General features: G+C 69.1%; 11 protein-coding genes. 1 reads left to right on the top strand and 10 read right to left on the bottom strand.

Annotated features, from left to right (window positions below; genetic code table 11):
• Entirely contained in the window at window positions 1-1,044 is a 1,044-nt protein-coding gene (locus AC5WS7_RS05195) for an NrtA/SsuA/CpmA family ABC transporter substrate-binding protein (protein ID WP_495953156.1), read from the bottom strand.
• A gap of 279 nt (window positions 1,045-1,323) precedes the next feature.
• Here AC5WS7_RS05195 and AC5WS7_RS05190 point away from each other — a divergent pair, with 279 nt between their 5' ends.
• Window positions 1,324-2,070, top strand: a complete 747-nt coding sequence (locus AC5WS7_RS05190; RefSeq protein ID WP_495953155.1) for an IclR family transcriptional regulator — start codon at window positions 1,324-1,326, stop codon at window positions 2,068-2,070.
• Between the two features lie 27 nt (window positions 2,071-2,097).
• On the opposite strand, the gene AC5WS7_RS05185 is transcribed toward AC5WS7_RS05190, so the two are convergent.
• The 9 genes from AC5WS7_RS05185 to AC5WS7_RS05145 are packed head-to-tail and all read right to left on the bottom strand — an operon-like array spanning window position 2,098 to window position 14,005.
• Entirely contained in the window at window positions 2,098-3,024 is a 927-nt protein-coding gene (locus AC5WS7_RS05185; protein ID WP_495953154.1) for an ABC transporter permease, read from the bottom strand.
• On the bottom strand, window positions 3,021-4,169 hold the full coding sequence (locus AC5WS7_RS05180) for an ABC transporter permease (protein ID WP_495953153.1): 1,149 nt from the start codon (window positions 4,167-4,169) through the stop codon (window positions 3,021-3,023). The genes AC5WS7_RS05185 and AC5WS7_RS05180 overlap by 4 nt, the downstream gene beginning before the upstream one ends.
• Window positions 4,166-5,683 carry an ABC transporter ATP-binding protein gene (locus AC5WS7_RS05175; RefSeq protein WP_495953152.1) on the bottom strand — a complete coding sequence of 506 codons (1,518 nt, stop codon included), beginning with the start codon at window positions 5,681-5,683 and terminating at the stop codon, window positions 4,166-4,168. Before AC5WS7_RS05175 ends, AC5WS7_RS05180 begins: the two co-directional genes overlap by 4 nt.
• A gap of 7 nt (window positions 5,684-5,690) precedes the next feature.
• On the bottom strand, window positions 5,691-6,719 hold the full coding sequence (locus tag AC5WS7_RS05170) for a BMP family ABC transporter substrate-binding protein (RefSeq protein ID WP_495953151.1): 1,029 nt from the start codon (window positions 6,717-6,719) through the stop codon (window positions 5,691-5,693).
• Window positions 6,720-6,737: 18 nt separating this feature from the next.
• Window positions 6,738-7,568 carry a nitroreductase family protein gene (locus AC5WS7_RS05165; protein WP_495953150.1) on the bottom strand — a complete coding sequence of 277 codons (831 nt, stop codon included), beginning with the start codon at window positions 7,566-7,568 and terminating at the stop codon, window positions 6,738-6,740.
• Between the two features lie 44 nt (window positions 7,569-7,612).
• Window positions 7,613-8,800, bottom strand: coding sequence for a questin oxidase family protein (locus AC5WS7_RS05160; protein ID WP_495953149.1), 1,188 nt, complete (start codon window positions 8,798-8,800; stop codon window positions 7,613-7,615).
• 3 nt (window positions 8,801-8,803) lie between these two features.
• Complete coding sequence (locus tag AC5WS7_RS05155) at window positions 8,804-10,051, bottom strand: MFS transporter (RefSeq protein WP_495953148.1); 1,248 nt, start codon at window positions 10,049-10,051, stop codon at window positions 8,804-8,806.
• A complete protein-coding gene (locus tag AC5WS7_RS05150) occupies window positions 10,051-10,281 on the bottom strand; it encodes a tautomerase family protein (RefSeq protein ID WP_495953147.1) in 231 nt (76 codons plus the stop codon). Before AC5WS7_RS05150 ends, AC5WS7_RS05155 begins: the two co-directional genes overlap by 1 nt.
• Window positions 10,268-14,005: an amino acid adenylation domain-containing protein gene (locus tag AC5WS7_RS05145; RefSeq protein ID WP_495953146.1), complete on the bottom strand. Its 3,738-nt coding sequence runs from the start codon at window positions 14,003-14,005 to the stop codon at window positions 10,268-10,270. Before AC5WS7_RS05145 ends, AC5WS7_RS05150 begins: the two co-directional genes overlap by 14 nt.
• Between the last annotated feature and the right edge of the window lie 39 nt (window positions 14,006-14,044).

Below are 14,044 nucleotides of genomic sequence, written 5' to 3'. Positions count from 1 at the left end.
TCAGCGCCCCTTCTGCACCGCGGCCAGCTGATCGGGGCTCAGTTTGGCCTTCAGGTCGTAGAAGATGTCGGCGGCGGTGATCTTGCGGCTGATGACGCCGTTGTCCGCGAACAGGTTCACCACATCGGCGAGGTCGGCGGCATCGGAGTCCCGCGGCAGCCGCGGAACGGTCGCCTCGGCGTCGACCCGCAGCGCGTCCGCCAGCCGCGCGCCGCTCAGCGCCGTAGGCCCGCTGCGATCGAAGACGTTCTCGAACGCGGTCGGGTTGTCGTGCTGCTGGACGGTCAGGCCTTGCAGCACTTCGAGATATTTGGCGGCGACTTCCGGTCGTTTGTCGAGGATTTCGGTGCGGAACACCACCACCGTGTTGTCCTTGGAACCGATACTCTTTTCGGTGGCGATCTCGACGCCGCCGTTCGCCTTGGCCTCCTGATACGGCACCAGGAACGAGGCCCACGCGTCGACCTTGCCGGTGGCGAAGGCCGAGGCGGCGTCCTTCTGCTGCAACGGAACACGCGTCACCTTGCCGGCCGGGACCCCGGCCTGGGCCAGAGCTTTGAGCAGGATATATTCACCCTTGCCCGCCGGATTCACCGCGACCCGCTTGCCGACCAGATCGGTCACCGAGTGGATACCGGAGGCCTTGGTGGCGATGATGCCGCTCTGGTCCTTGCCCGCCGGATCCTGCACCGCCGCGATCCGCACGGCCACGTCCTTGGACAGTGCGCCAACGACGGGACTGAACGCGGCCCCGGACACGTCGAGTTGCCGGGTGTTGAACAGCTTCAGCATGGAGCTGAAACCCGGTGTGGTGGTGACCCATTCGACCTTCGCGCCGAGTGGGGCCAGCGCCTTGTCGAAGGTCCCGTCCCGCTTGGCAACCGCCAGCGGACCCGAATTACCCGGATCGGCGACCTTCAAGACCAACTCCTTGCCCGGGCCCGCGTCGGTAGCGGCCCCGGAGCCACACGCCGCGGCCAGAGCGACGACGGGAGCGAGCGCGAGCGCCAGATGCCAGCCGTGTGGCCTGCGCGTGCGGAACATTGTGGAGCACCTCTTCCGAATTCATCGACCGAAGTCGAGCGACTACTCGGCGACAGTAGGTCCGGGCGGGATTCGATACGAGGTAATGCTTTCCGTAGATCGGAAAGCTTGACAGATCAGCCGTTCAGATGCGAGGGTGCCGGCACCCAGTTCACTGGGTACTCCCATTCAGCAGAACAGGTTTTCGCGCACACTGAACCAAAGTCAGCCTCGGGCCGTCTTCCGAATATTGGAAAGGTCGCGCCGCCCGCGCTACCCGATCGTGTTACGGTCGGCATCGTGGAATCCTCCGGTGTGCAGACCGTCACCCGCGCCCTGTCGGTCCTCGACTGTTTCCGCGACGGTGAGGACCGCGGCGTATCGGAAGTCGCCCGTCAGCAAGGGCTGGCGATCAGCACCACCCACCGGCTGCTCACCGCCCTCGTCCAGGCCGGGTTCCTGGACAAGGACGAAGCCTCGAGCCGGTACCGCATGGGCGGAGCGCTGGCCGAATACGGCCAGATCGCGTACCGCCAGCATCGGATCTATCTCGCCGAGCCCAGCCTCGAGCAGCTCGCGGCCACCACAGGCGCGAATGCCTCGGTCGCCATCCGCCACAGCATTCACGCCGTGCTGCTCGGCACCAGTCGCTGGCGCGAAACCGACGGACACCGCCTGATGGGCGTGCGCCTGCCCCTGCACGCGAGCGCCCTCGGCAAGGCCCTGCTCGCCTGGTCCGACACTCCCGACGACTTCCTCGACACACTCCCCTACGACGAGGGCACCAGCCGATCCGTCTCCACCCCAACCGAACTCCGCACCGAACTGGACAACACCCGCGCCCGCGGCTACGCCTACAACGACGAAGAACTCGACCCCGGCTTCCGCACCATCGGCCTACCCATCCTCACCCCAGCGGGAGACTGCCGCTTCGCTCTCGGCCTCCGCGGCCCCACCACCCTCATGATCCCCGAACGAGTCCCGTTCCTCGTCGAGCTCGCCACCGTGACAGCCGCCGACATCGCGACCCGCTTCGCCACCTCCTGAAGGCCGTCCCCGAACGATGATTCGCGCTCACGCTCGATCGGATACTGCCGGTGTGGATCTCCTGCGCCGGGTGCGCGCACCGGCGCGGACAAGTACCACGATTATCGCCAGATACGGTGCGGCGTCGGACAATTGCATCGGCAGGCCGACGGTTTGCAGGCGGAATCCGACGGCCTGGGCGTAGGCGTAGACGACGAGGGTCAGTAGCAGCGCGCGCAGGCGTCCGTTGGCGATCAGCAGGACCAGCACGACCACCCAGCCGCGACCGGCCGACATGTTCTCGGTGAACAGCGCCACCGCACCGAGCGACAATTCGGCTCCGGCCAGGCCTCCGAAGAGGCCCGCGGCGAGCAGGGCGGCGAACCGGTACCGGTCCGGGCGGATGCCGAGCGATTCCGCGGCGGCCGCATCGGTGCCCACACCGCGCAATCGCATACCGGGCACGGTGTGCCGCAGGAATGCGTGGACCGCCGGAATCGCAAGAATCGCAAGGCATCCCAGTGGACTCAGCGCCGCGATGGCGGGACCGATCCAGGGCACCGACACCCCGGCGAACCAGTGCGGCAGCCGTGCCAGATCCGGACGCTGGTAGGTGCCGCGCACGTGGAATATCGCCTGCAGCAGGAATGTGGTCAGCCCGGACACGACGATATTCAGTGCGGTGCCCAGTACCAGCGGGTCGCCGCGCCGCCCGATCGTGCCCAGCGCGAGCGCGAAGGTGACCAGCACACCCGCCGCCGCTGCGGCGAGCACCCCGATCAGTGCGCTGCCGGACCACGCGCTGCCCGCGACCGCGGCGAAACAGCCGGTGAGCAGCACACCTTCCAGCGCGACATTGAACACCCCGGCCCGCTGACAGATCAGCCCGCCGAGCCCGAGCAGCACCAGCGGCGCCAGCCCGCGCACCACGGCGGCCAGTACCGGGGAGGACACCAGCAATCCCGGCAGGTTCACGAGCGGACCTCTTCGACCGGTGTCCGTACCAGGCCCGGCCGCGGCCGCCACCTCGTGATCCGCATCGACACCAGGAACACCACCAGCGCCTGGATCACCGTCGACACGTACGACGACAGGCCGTAATCACGTTCCACCTCCTGTCCGCCCACGCCGATGGCCGTGAACAGGAACCCGACCACCACGACCGCGACCGAACTGTTGCGCGCCAGCATCACCACCAGCAGGGCCGTGATCGGATATCCGGTGCCGTCCAGCGCGCCGTCGATCAGCCGGTAGTGTGCGCCGAGTACAACCAGCGCACCCATCACCCCGGCGATCGCGCCACCGATCGCCAGCGCCAGCACGATCGCGCGATCGGTGCGGATGCCGACCGCGGCGGCCATGCGGGGATTGAGCCCGATCAGCCCGGTCTCGAAGCCGAGTGCCGAGCGTCGCTCGATGAGCAGGACCGCGGCCAGGATCAGCACCACCACGAGCAGTGACCAATTCAGCTCCGAACCCAGCAGCGTGATCGGATTTCGTTGTCCGAAAACCGATTCCAGGAAATGTCCGCGACCCGAGTGCGGCGGGGCGAGCGCGGGAATCCGCCGATCGACGGCGACGGGCCGGGATGCCTCCAGGTCCGAGGACGGATCCTTCAGCCGGGTGGTGATCAGATAGGAGGTGAGCGAGAGCACCGGATAGTTCAGCAGCAGCGAGGTCGCGAACACCGGCGCGGACAAGCCGGTGAACAACACCGCGGGCACCGTCGCCAGCAATGCGCCCGCCACCGTCGCCGCGGCCAGCGCCGCCGGCACGACAGACCAGCCGGGGCCGGGACAGTACAACGCCACCACCGCGCCCACCGCACCACCGAGCACGAATTGCCCGCTCGCACCGAGATTGAACTGGCCCGCCCGGAACGCGAACGACAACCCCAGGCTCAGTCCGACCACCACGACGGTCTGCTGCACCGTTGTCACGAGTCCCGGCCCCAGTAGCGAGCCCTGAAACATGCTGCGATACACCGCAATCGGGTCGTGACCGGTACCCGCGAACAGCGCGGCGGTCGCTCCCAGGGTCACCGCGATCGCGGTCGCGCGGTCCGCGACGGCGGCCCCCGAATCCCTGAGCCGGCGCAGTACGCCCATCGCTGCGGTCATATCCGCTCCGCCGCGATCGCCGGGCCTGCCATCAGCGCGCCGATCCGCTCGGAATCGGCTTCGGCAGCGGCGAAATCACCGACGACGCCGCCGTCGGCCAGCACGACGATCCGATCGGCCAGGGCGAGCAGTTCACTCAGCTCGCTCGAGATCAGCAGCACCGCACCGCCCTCGGACCGATACTCGTCCAGCTGCCGGTACACGAATTCGACAGCGCCCAGATCTATTCCGCGCGTGGGCTGTTCGGCCAGCAGGAAGGGCGAGCGATGCGCCAGCTCGCGCGCCACCACGAGTTTCTGCACATTGCCTCCGGACAGGCCACGCACCGCCGCGTCCGGATCGGCGACCCGGATACCGAAGCGCGCGATCAGTTCTCGCGCATGCGCACGCATGGCCCGCGGGCTGATCAGTCCGCGGTCGCCGAGCGGTGCGCGGCGATGGAATCCGGCGGCCAGATTCGTGGTCGCGCTCGCGTCCAGCGCGACGCCCGTACTGTTGCGGTCCTCGGGGATGTGGGTCAGTCCGGCCTCCCGGCGACGGGCGTTGTCCCAGGTGGTCACATCGTGTCCGCCGAGGGTGACCGCGCCGGAGTCCGGGACGCGCGTTCCGGCGACGATCGCGGCGAGAATTTCCTGACCGTTGCCCGCCACGCCCGCGACCCCGACGATCTCCCCCGCGCGCACGGTCAACGACACCCCGTCCAGCGCGGCCCGTCCGGCCCCCGCGGTGACCACGCGCTCGACGATCAGCACCGGATCGCCCGGCGGGCGCACCGCACGGCGTGGTCGCAGATCGATCTCGCGCCCGGTCAGATGCCGGGCCAGGTCCGCCGGGGTGGTCGCGGCGACGTCGGCGTGGAACACCCGCCGCCCGTCCCGCAGGACGACGACTTCGTCTGCCACAGCGGCGATTTCGTCCAGCTTGTGAGTGATCAGCAGAACCGCGTGTCCCTGGTCGGCCAGCGTGCGCAGCACCCGGAACAGTGCGCGAGTCTCCGGGGGCGTCAGCACGCCGGTGGGCTCGTCCAGGATCAGCACTTCGGCTCGGCGGTAGAGCGCTTTGAGGATCTCCACTCGTTGCAGCACCCCGACCGGCAGTGTGCCGACCGGCTCGCCGAGCGGTACGTCCAGGCCGTACTCCGCGGCCAAGGCCGCGACCCGACGGGCGGCGCCCTTGCGGTCCAGCAGTCCCCAGCGCCCCGGCTCCGCGCCGTACACGACGTTCTCCAGCACCGACATGTCGGCGAACAGCTGAAAATGCTGGAACACCATGCCCAGTCCGTGCGCGATGGCATCACCCGGGGAACGGAACCGCACCTCGAGTCCGTCGATCAGGATGCGTCCGGAATCCGGCCGGTGCAGCCCGTACAGGATCGAGACCAGCGTCGACTTGCCCGCGCCGTTCTCACCGATCAGCCCGAGTATCCGGCCCGCGCGCACGGTCAGCGAAATCGCGTCGTCGGCGAGTACCGGACCGAATCGTTTGGTGATCGCGTCCAGGGTCAGTGTGTGCATCGCGAATTCACTTGTCCGCGTGCGGGATCGCGATCCGGCCCGCGACGATGTCGTCGCGCGCCTTGCGCACCCGCGCGAGCACGTCCGGATGTTGCAGAATCGCGCAACCGCTCGCGGCCGCCTCCGCGGTCAGGCTGGTGACGGTGGATCCGTCCTCGGCCAGCCCGAACGCGGTCGAGGTGCCGCCGGGTTTGCCTTGGTGAATCCGGGTCAGCAGATCCAGTACGACCTTGTCGACCCGCTTGATCGCGTTGTCCACCACAACGCCCGGCTGCTGCGGGCACTGGTTCACATCGACGCCGTAGGCCAGCACCCGGCTCTGCGCGGCCGCCTCGAAGACGCCTCCGTTGCCGCCGCCGGTCACCCCGTAGACCTGATCGACTCCGGACTGAACCGCGGTGAGCGCCAACTCTTTCGAGCGGGCCGGGTCGCCGACCGCGTTGTCGCCGCCGACGAACAGCTGGGTATCGGTCACGTGCGGGTTCACACTCCGCGCCCCGGATGCGAAGGCATCGGACCACTGGTGGAAGAAGGCCGAATCGCGTGCGGCCACCGTGCCGACGTGCCCGCTGCGGTCGAGCAGACCGGCCTCCACCCCCAGCAGGTAGGACGGCTCGTACGCCTTGAACGTGCCACACCGCAGATTGGCCGGTATTTCGGCCGGGCACGCGTCCACCAGGACGAACTGCTGATCCGGATACTTCTCGGCGAATTCACCGGCCAGATCGTTGAATTCGTAGGTGATCAGCACGATGGCGGCCGGATGTCGTTGGACCGCGGCCTCCAGATTCGAGCGGCGAGACTGTTCGTCGGTGCTCTCGTAGGTCCGCGCGGTCGCGCCCAACGCCTTGGCGGCCTGTTCGGTGCCGGTCTTGCCGAGCCGCAGGAATTCGTTCTGCCCGATGGGGGCGTCGGTGATGTAGATGATCTCCTCGCCCGAGCTGCCGGCCTGGGCGCCGCAGCCCGCGATCCCGGCCAGTAGCAGCGCGGCCACGGCGACCACGACGGTCCGGGCGATGGGGCTGATTCTGTGCATCGTTGCGCTCCTGTGGCCTTATCTCAGTTCGAAACCCTGGCCGTGGAAGGTATTTCGGATCCCCTGACGGCCGTGCAGGCTCTCCTTGGTCGAGATCCGGCCCGCCAGCCGGTTCTTCACCCAGTCCTCGGGCAGTTCCTGGTCGCGGTAGTAGCCGTTGATGCGCTCGAGATAGTCGGCGACGTCGGCCTCGGCGGGCGGGGTGTAGGCGTTGCGGTGCACCACGACGCTCTGTCCGTACCGCGGTTTGACATCGGCCGGGTCGGCCGGATCGGGGATGCCGATCGCCAGCCCGTACACCGGGAAGGTCCACTCCGGCAGGCGCAGCAGCTCGATCACCTCGTCGATGTTGTTGCGCAGCGCGCCCACGAAAGTGATTCCGTAGCCGAGTGATTCGGCCGCCACGGCGGCGTTCTGCGCCGACAGGGTGACATCGACGATGCTGGATATCGCGCTGTCCAGATAGCTGGTCGCCTCGATGCTGTGCCCGTGTTCGCGGGCGAGCGCGATATTGCGCGACCAGTCCGCCACCCACACCACGAATACCGCCGCGTCGAGGATCAATTGCTGATTGCCGGCCAGTTCGGCCAGTCGGGCCCGCACCGCCGGATCGTCGATCACCACCACACTGGTGAACTGGAAATTCGCCGAGGTGGAGGCCGATTGCGCGGCCGCGAGGATGACCCCCAGTTCGTCCTCGCCGATCGCGCCCGGCAGAAAGCGCCGCACCGTGCGGTGCCGCAGCAGCACCTCCAGCGTGGCGTTGCCCACCGTACCGGCGCGCGGTGCGCCGGGGCCGTATCGTTTGTCCAGCTGGCGTTGCAGGTCGGTCGAGATCACCTCGGTCACGAGCATTGTCCTGTTCGTTCGGTCGGATTGCGATGCGGGCATGGTCATTCGGTGGGCGGTTCGGCGAAACTCGGTGGCAGCTCGGGGGTTCGGGTGAACTGCCCGGCGGCATGCCGGTAGCCGTTCCAGCCCCGCTCGTTCCACCACTGCCGCAGTACGAAGACCAGCTTGGGATTGTGTTCCTCTTCCTCGAGCCAGGACCGCCGCGCAATGACGCCGAATTCCGCCGCGGCGGAATCGGAATGGTCCCGGTCGTTCGCCGGGAACAGCTCGGCGAGCTCGCGCAGCTTGTCCGGCCGTGGGATTTTCCGCTCGGCCGCGAGGATGATCCGCGCACCGGCCCAGTACAGGTCGTAGAGCCGCGCGGTGGCCTGTTCGGAATCCAGCGTCCGGGCCACGACCTCGACGGCGAACAGCGAGGTGATCAGGTGCAGCACCACGAAATCTCCGGGCTGGGCCAGATACAGCAGGGTGATCGCGCGACGAACGCCGGCCTGCCGCGCATCGGCGGAGAACGTTGCCGCCCATCGCGATCGCGACGCCAGCTCCCCGATGCCACTGTGCGCGACGGCGGCCACCCGGGCCTGTAGTCCGGAGCGGTTGAGTTCGGGATGCAGTTGGGTCACCGCGTCGGTGTCCGAGATGACGCTTCGCACGGTGGCGCCGAAGGCATCGTCGTGCGCCCAGCTCCGGCTCAGCGCCAGCAGCGAATCCCACGGCCCCGGCTCGGCCGAGCCCGCCGGACGCCGGGCCTCGTCGACCACCGGGACGAACGAGAAGGCCAGGTAGGCGAGTGCTTCCGCGATCATGCCCGGATGTTCGGCCCACACCGCCCAGCCGAGGTGGATCGCGGCATGGGTGAACGCGCCGATCCAGCCGCGCAGCAGTTCCGGCGCGTAGTGAGCCACCGTCGCGGTGGTGCCGAGCCGCGCGATCTCCGCATCGAAGAATCCGCAGTAGGCGGCGAAATGCGCGCGCTGCCCGAGGAACTCGCGCCAATTGCCCGAGTAGATCACCCCGGGCGAGGAACGGGCGGGTTCGAGCGGGAATCCGTACGCGGTCAGTTGCGCGTAAGTCTTGTAGTAATCGCGGATCAGGGCCTCGGGCGCGCCGAGTCCGGCCAGGGCGACCACCGCGTGTTTGACGTGATTGGTGAGGTGTCCGTTGAATTCGATGTGATGGCTGCGGTCGTCGAGCAGATCCGCAACGCTCGCCACGCTGTCGGCAGGCACGGGTCACCGCCTCTCTGTCCGGTCGTCGGGGGCGGTCTGCGCCACCTTGTTCGAAATATGCTCCGGCGCAGCATCTTTCGCTGTGCCCCCGGAAGCGGTGGCGGCGATCGTCTGCAGTAGCGCGATCGCCAGCAGCACACCCAGCGGTACCGTCCAGCCGTCGGCGAACCGCCGGATCACGCCGACCGCGTACGGGCCGAGCGCGGCGATCAGATATCCGACACCCTGTACCGCACTGGAGAATTCGATCGGCGCGGGCGTGCTGCCCGCGCGCACCGTCACCACCGCCAGCGCCAGCGAGAACACCGACAGTCCCACGCCGAGCACCAGCGACCACAGCAGCGGGGCCGCGCCGGGCGCGATCAGGAATCCGAGCACTCCGGCCACGGTGCATACGCTGAATCCGGCCAGCCAGCGCGCTGGACGCGCGGAGGCGGTCACCAGCGGCGGTACCAGCAGGCTGATCGGCACCCCCAGACAGGTGAGCAGGCCGAGATAGCCGCCCGCCGCGCTCGCGCTCACTCCGGCGTCCTCGAGCACCGAGGGCAGCCAGCCGATCACGACGAAGGCCACCATCGCCTGCAGACCGAAGAACAGCGCCAGCCCAGCACTGCGGGTCCGGCGCAGGAGTGTGAGCGGATTGCGCTCTCGCCGAACATCTTCGGAGCGGGTGTGCCCGCGAACCGAACCCGAACGCCACACCACCGCGCCTGCCGCCACCGCGAGCAGAGCCCACAGCGTCAGCGCCGGACGCCAGCCGCCCATCGCACGGGTCAGCGGCGCCACGGCGGCGAATCCGATCGCCGCGCCCGCCTGCAGCCCCGTGGTGAACGTGGTCACCAGAATCCCGGTCCGCCCACTGCCGCGCACCACCACCGGCAACAGCACCGCCAGCAGCCCGACCCCGATCGCCGCGAGGAAGGTGCCCGCCACGAACACCGCCAGATCCCCCCACGGCCGTGCCGCCAGCCCGGTCCCGATCAGCGCGAGCGAGGCCAGCAGCCCGTTGCGCACCGAGATCCGGGACAGGAGCAGCGGCGCGAGCAGGCTCGTGATGGCGAAGGCGAAAACCGGTGCGGCGGTGATGATTCCCGCCGCCCGCGGACCAGCGCCGTAGTGGCCGGTCACAGCATCGAGTACCGGGCCGACGGCGGTGATGCCCGGTCGCAGGTTCAGCGCGGTCACGCCGACGACCGCGGCCAGCGCCGCGAATGTCACCGGTCGTGCGGCGGTGGAGTCTCCGGGCGCCATCAGTAGTCCGGCGACCGCAGCAGCGCGGTGTCGTCCGGCCGGTCCGTGATCAGCGGCCGGTACACGCGTTCGGGCCAGTCGTCGGGGCCGACGGGCGCCAGTCCGATCGACACCGCGCCTTCGCGGACTTCGAATGCCCGGGTCACTGCGGCGACCAGGTCCTGCTCGAGCCGGCGTCTGGCGGGCTCGTCCAATTCGGCTGGGAAATGCGAGATCTCAACGTGCGGCATCGGGCATCAACTCCTGGCTCATCCGGTGTTCCAGAACCGCGGCGGCGATGTCGAGCGCACCGGCGGTCACGATCTCGTAGTGGCGATAGGGCAGGTTGCCGACCGGCCGGGCCCGCTCACGCAGCGGGACGACCGGGATGTCGGCGAAACTCGGGCCGTCTCCGCGAGCCCGCAGAAAGACGCTGTGGTCGAGCAGATCCGGCTCGATGCCGCTGGGTTCGGACCGGAATCGGTAGGTGTGCTCGACCACCGCGACGATCCGCTCGGCCATCTCACGCCCGAATCCGGGCACCCGCTCGGTGATCAGCTCGAGGAACTGCTCGCGGGTAGCGACGGCGTCCAAGTCGGCCCCGAACGGCGGATCGATGCGGCCGGTGAACACCGAGGCCAGCACCCGCTTGAAATACCCTGCGGTGTAATCGATCTCGCCGGAATCGGGCAGTCCGGGCAACACCGGCGAGCCGGGGGCGATCAGCACCAGCGCCTCGACCGTGCGTCCGGCCGCGCGCAGGCGCTGGGCCACCTCGGCGGCGATCCGGGCCCCGAAGGAATATCCGACCAGCCGCAGCGGGCCGCTCGGCCGGATCCGGCGCACCTCGTCCAGATCGTCGGCGATCAGGGCGGCCAGGTTCCGGTGCGGGACCTCACCGGCGTTCAGGCCGCGGGCCTGCATCCCGTACACGGTGTGGCCGTCCTGGGCCAGCTCTCCGGCCAGGGCGCGCAGGCTCATCGGGTAGCCGCCCAACCCCGGCCACAGAACGGTCGCGGCCGCGGAGCCGGTACCGGCCAGCGGCAGCAGCCGATCCGCCCGCGAAGGACCGGATTCTGCCGTGGCGGCGGCCAATTCGGCGATGGTCGGATGCCGGAACAGTGCCTGCACCGGAAGGGTGATCCCGAGCCGTTCGGCGAGCAGCCGGATCAGGCACAGCGCCGACATCGAATTGCCGCCCTGGGCGAAGAAGTCGTCACCACGGTAGACCGGGTCGTAGCCGAGCACCTCCGACCACACCCGAGCCACGGCACGCTCCCGCGCGGAGACGGGCGGATCGACCGGACGATCGGCGACGACGAGTTCGGCGGCCAGCCGCGACAGGGCCGCGCGGTCCTGTTTCCCGTTCCGCGACAGCGGAATACGGTCCAGAAGATGGATCGTCGACGGCACCATGGCCGTCGGCAGTACCACCCGCAGATCGTCGGCGAGCAGTTCCTCGGGCCCGCGCATGTGCACGGTGTCCTCGGTCATACCGGTCGCGGCGAGCTGTTCGGCGGACACCGGCCCGGCCAGCGCGAGATAACTCAGCGAGCGCAGACCCAGGATGTCGTCCAGCCGCCGCGCGGACGGCAGGTCCCGCCCGGTCAGCGAGGCATAGCCGGCCGACATCAAGCCCAGGCCGGTGCGGCTGCCCGACTGCTGCAGATGCGCCAGCGCGCGGCCGAGCGCGGTGAATCCGGCCCATCCGGCCTGCGGGGTGGCGGTGAGCACGACCGCGAATCCGGAATCGTCGTAACTGCGCTGATTGATCGCCACGACGTGCCGGCGCTCGATCTTCTGCTCGGTGACGAAACTCGCTCCCGCACCGGTGAATCGGTAGATTCCGTGCCGATCCGCACTGCGCCGGCCGTGCACCTGCACCCATGCGGTGACGGGTGGGGCGGGCTGTGGTTCGGCCACGTCGCCGAACTGCACCGACGCGGTCACCACTCCCTCGGTGACGCCGGAAACCGGTTCCACGGCAACCGAACTCACCTGCCAGCCCGATTCGGCCGCGACCTCGTCCAGCATGCCGAGCAGATGTCCGGCCTCGAACTGCAACACCTCCCGGATGTTGGTGGTGTAGACCGATTCGATCACCCGCGGCAGGCCGACCAGATGCAGCCGCATGCCGGACCGGGCGGTATCCGCCACCCGGTACAGCGCGTGCCGCAGTGGATGAAAGTAGTAGATGCCGGCCGCGAGACCGGTCAGCCCGCCGGTCTCGAGGTAGATCCGGGTCGCGTTCAGGGCCCCCGGGGAGGCGTAGGAGTATTTGGGCAGCAATCGATCCGGACTGTGGAACGGGCCGAACCAGCGCAACAACCGCCCCAGCCCGTCGAGGTCCGGCGTCCCCGCACCGCGCGCGGGACGAAATGCGCGCCACTGGTACAGCACCGCCTCGATGTGCTCGAGCGAGATCGGCGTGGTGTCGAAAGTGCGATAGGTCTTGCGCGCGAACACCCGTCGCCGCTGTTCGGCGGTCGGTTCGGCGCCCGGCAGCGCGAGCGCAGGTTCCGCACCGACCGGACGGATGCCCAGATTCGCCAATTGCGCCGTCACCTGGGTGCGCGTCGATTTGGACCGGTGGTGGCGACCGGCGGCCCCCTGATCCATCAGCGGCGCCTGGCCGGGATCGAGTTCGACGAACGCGGCCAGCTGGGTGGCGCCGCGGGCGGTCTGCCAGGGCACCACCGCCGCGGTGCGGACCCAATGATGCGATTCGATCCAGAACCGGACCTCGTTCGTCTCGACGCGGTGGCCGTTGACCTTCACCTGATCGTCCGTGCGGCCAAGGAACTCGAGCGCACCGTCGGCGTCGGCGCGCACCAGATCCCCGGTGCGATACCATCGTTCGGTTCCACGGTGCACGAATCGCTCGGCGGTCGCCTCGGGACGATCGCGATATCCGTCGGCCAGCTGCACCCCGCCGATCAGCAGCTCGCCCTCGGCCGCCGGCGCACCCGCCTCGTCCAGTATCAGCAGGCGGCACCCGGCCACGGGCCGGCCGATCGGAACCACCGCGGTCCGCGCCGGATCGGTGTCGGTGAAGTCGAACCACGTCGCGTTGATGGTGGTTTCGGTGGGGCCGTACAGGTTCACCGCACGCGCGTGCGGGAACGCCGCCCGCATCCGGCGGGCCACCGCGCCCGGCAGCGCCTCGCCACCGCTGACGATCGTGCGCAGCGAGTCGCACCGGTCGCCGGCGGGCAGCCCGGCCAGCTCGGACCACACGGTCGGAACGCACTGCAGAATCGTTATCCGCTGTCGCGCAACATGTTCCAGTATCACCTCCGGACGGGCATGGGTGCCCGCGGGCGCGATCACCACGGTCGCGCCGACGGCGTTGGCGAGCAGTTCCCATTGCGCGGCATCGAAACTCACCGGCGTCTTGAGCAGGATTCGCGCACCGGAGCCGAGCCCGAGTTCGGTGCGCAGCCAATCGAGTTGATGCGCGATGGCCCGATGCGGTATGACAACGCCCTTGGGTGTGCCGGTCGTCCCGGAGGTGTAGATCGAGTAGGCCGGACCGGCCGAATCGGCCGAATCCAGCTGTGCCGAGCGCGGTTCCACGTGCGCGGCGTCCACCCGCAAGGTGTGTGCGCGCGGCGGCAGGATCCGCCTCGCCTGTTCGTCGGTCCCGGCGTCGGTGAGCACCAGCGCCAGCTCGGCATCGTTCGCCATATATGTCAGCCGCTCGGCCGGATAGTCCACCGCCAGCGGCAGATACGCGGCCCCGGCCCGCAGAATCGCCCAGACCGCGACGACCAGCCGCACCGACGGATGCAGCAGCACGCCGACCGTGTCACCCGGCCGCACCCCGGCCGCGCGCAGCGACGCGGCGACGGCGGCCGAGTGCGCGGCCAGCTCGCGATAGTCCAGAGTGTCCCGATCATCCAGGCACGCAACAGCTTCCGGTGTCGCGGCGAGGCGTTCGGCGAAGAGATCGACGAGATTGTCCGCGGTATGCACGGTTCTCCTCACGCGCGGTGTTGGGTGCGCCCTACCGGG

The organism is Nocardia sp. PLKS1-43, assembly GCF_059510335.1.
Note: the sequence above shows the minus strand (reverse complement) of the source record. Positions and strands in the feature narration are given on the sequence as shown.

Coding starts and splice junctions, on each gene's coding strand:
- AC5WS7_RS05195 (WP_495953156.1), bottom strand. CDS start 1,044: ATGTTCCGCACGCGCAGGCCACACGGCTGGCATCTGGCGCTCGCGCTC.
- AC5WS7_RS05180 (WP_495953153.1), bottom strand. CDS start 4,169: ATGACCGCAGCGATGGGCGTACTGCGCCGGCTCAGGGATTCGGGGGCC.
- AC5WS7_RS05175 (WP_495953152.1), bottom strand. CDS start 5,683: ATGCACACACTGACCCTGGACGCGATCACCAAACGATTCGGTCCGGTA.
- AC5WS7_RS05170 (WP_495953151.1), bottom strand. CDS start 6,719: ATGCACAGAATCAGCCCCATCGCCCGGACCGTCGTGGTCGCCGTGGCC.
- AC5WS7_RS05155 (WP_495953148.1), bottom strand. CDS start 10,051: ATGGCGCCCGGAGACTCCACCGCCGCACGACCGGTGACATTCGCGGCG.
- AC5WS7_RS05150 (WP_495953147.1), bottom strand. CDS start 10,281: ATGCCGCACGTTGAGATCTCGCATTTCCCAGCCGAATTGGACGAGCCC.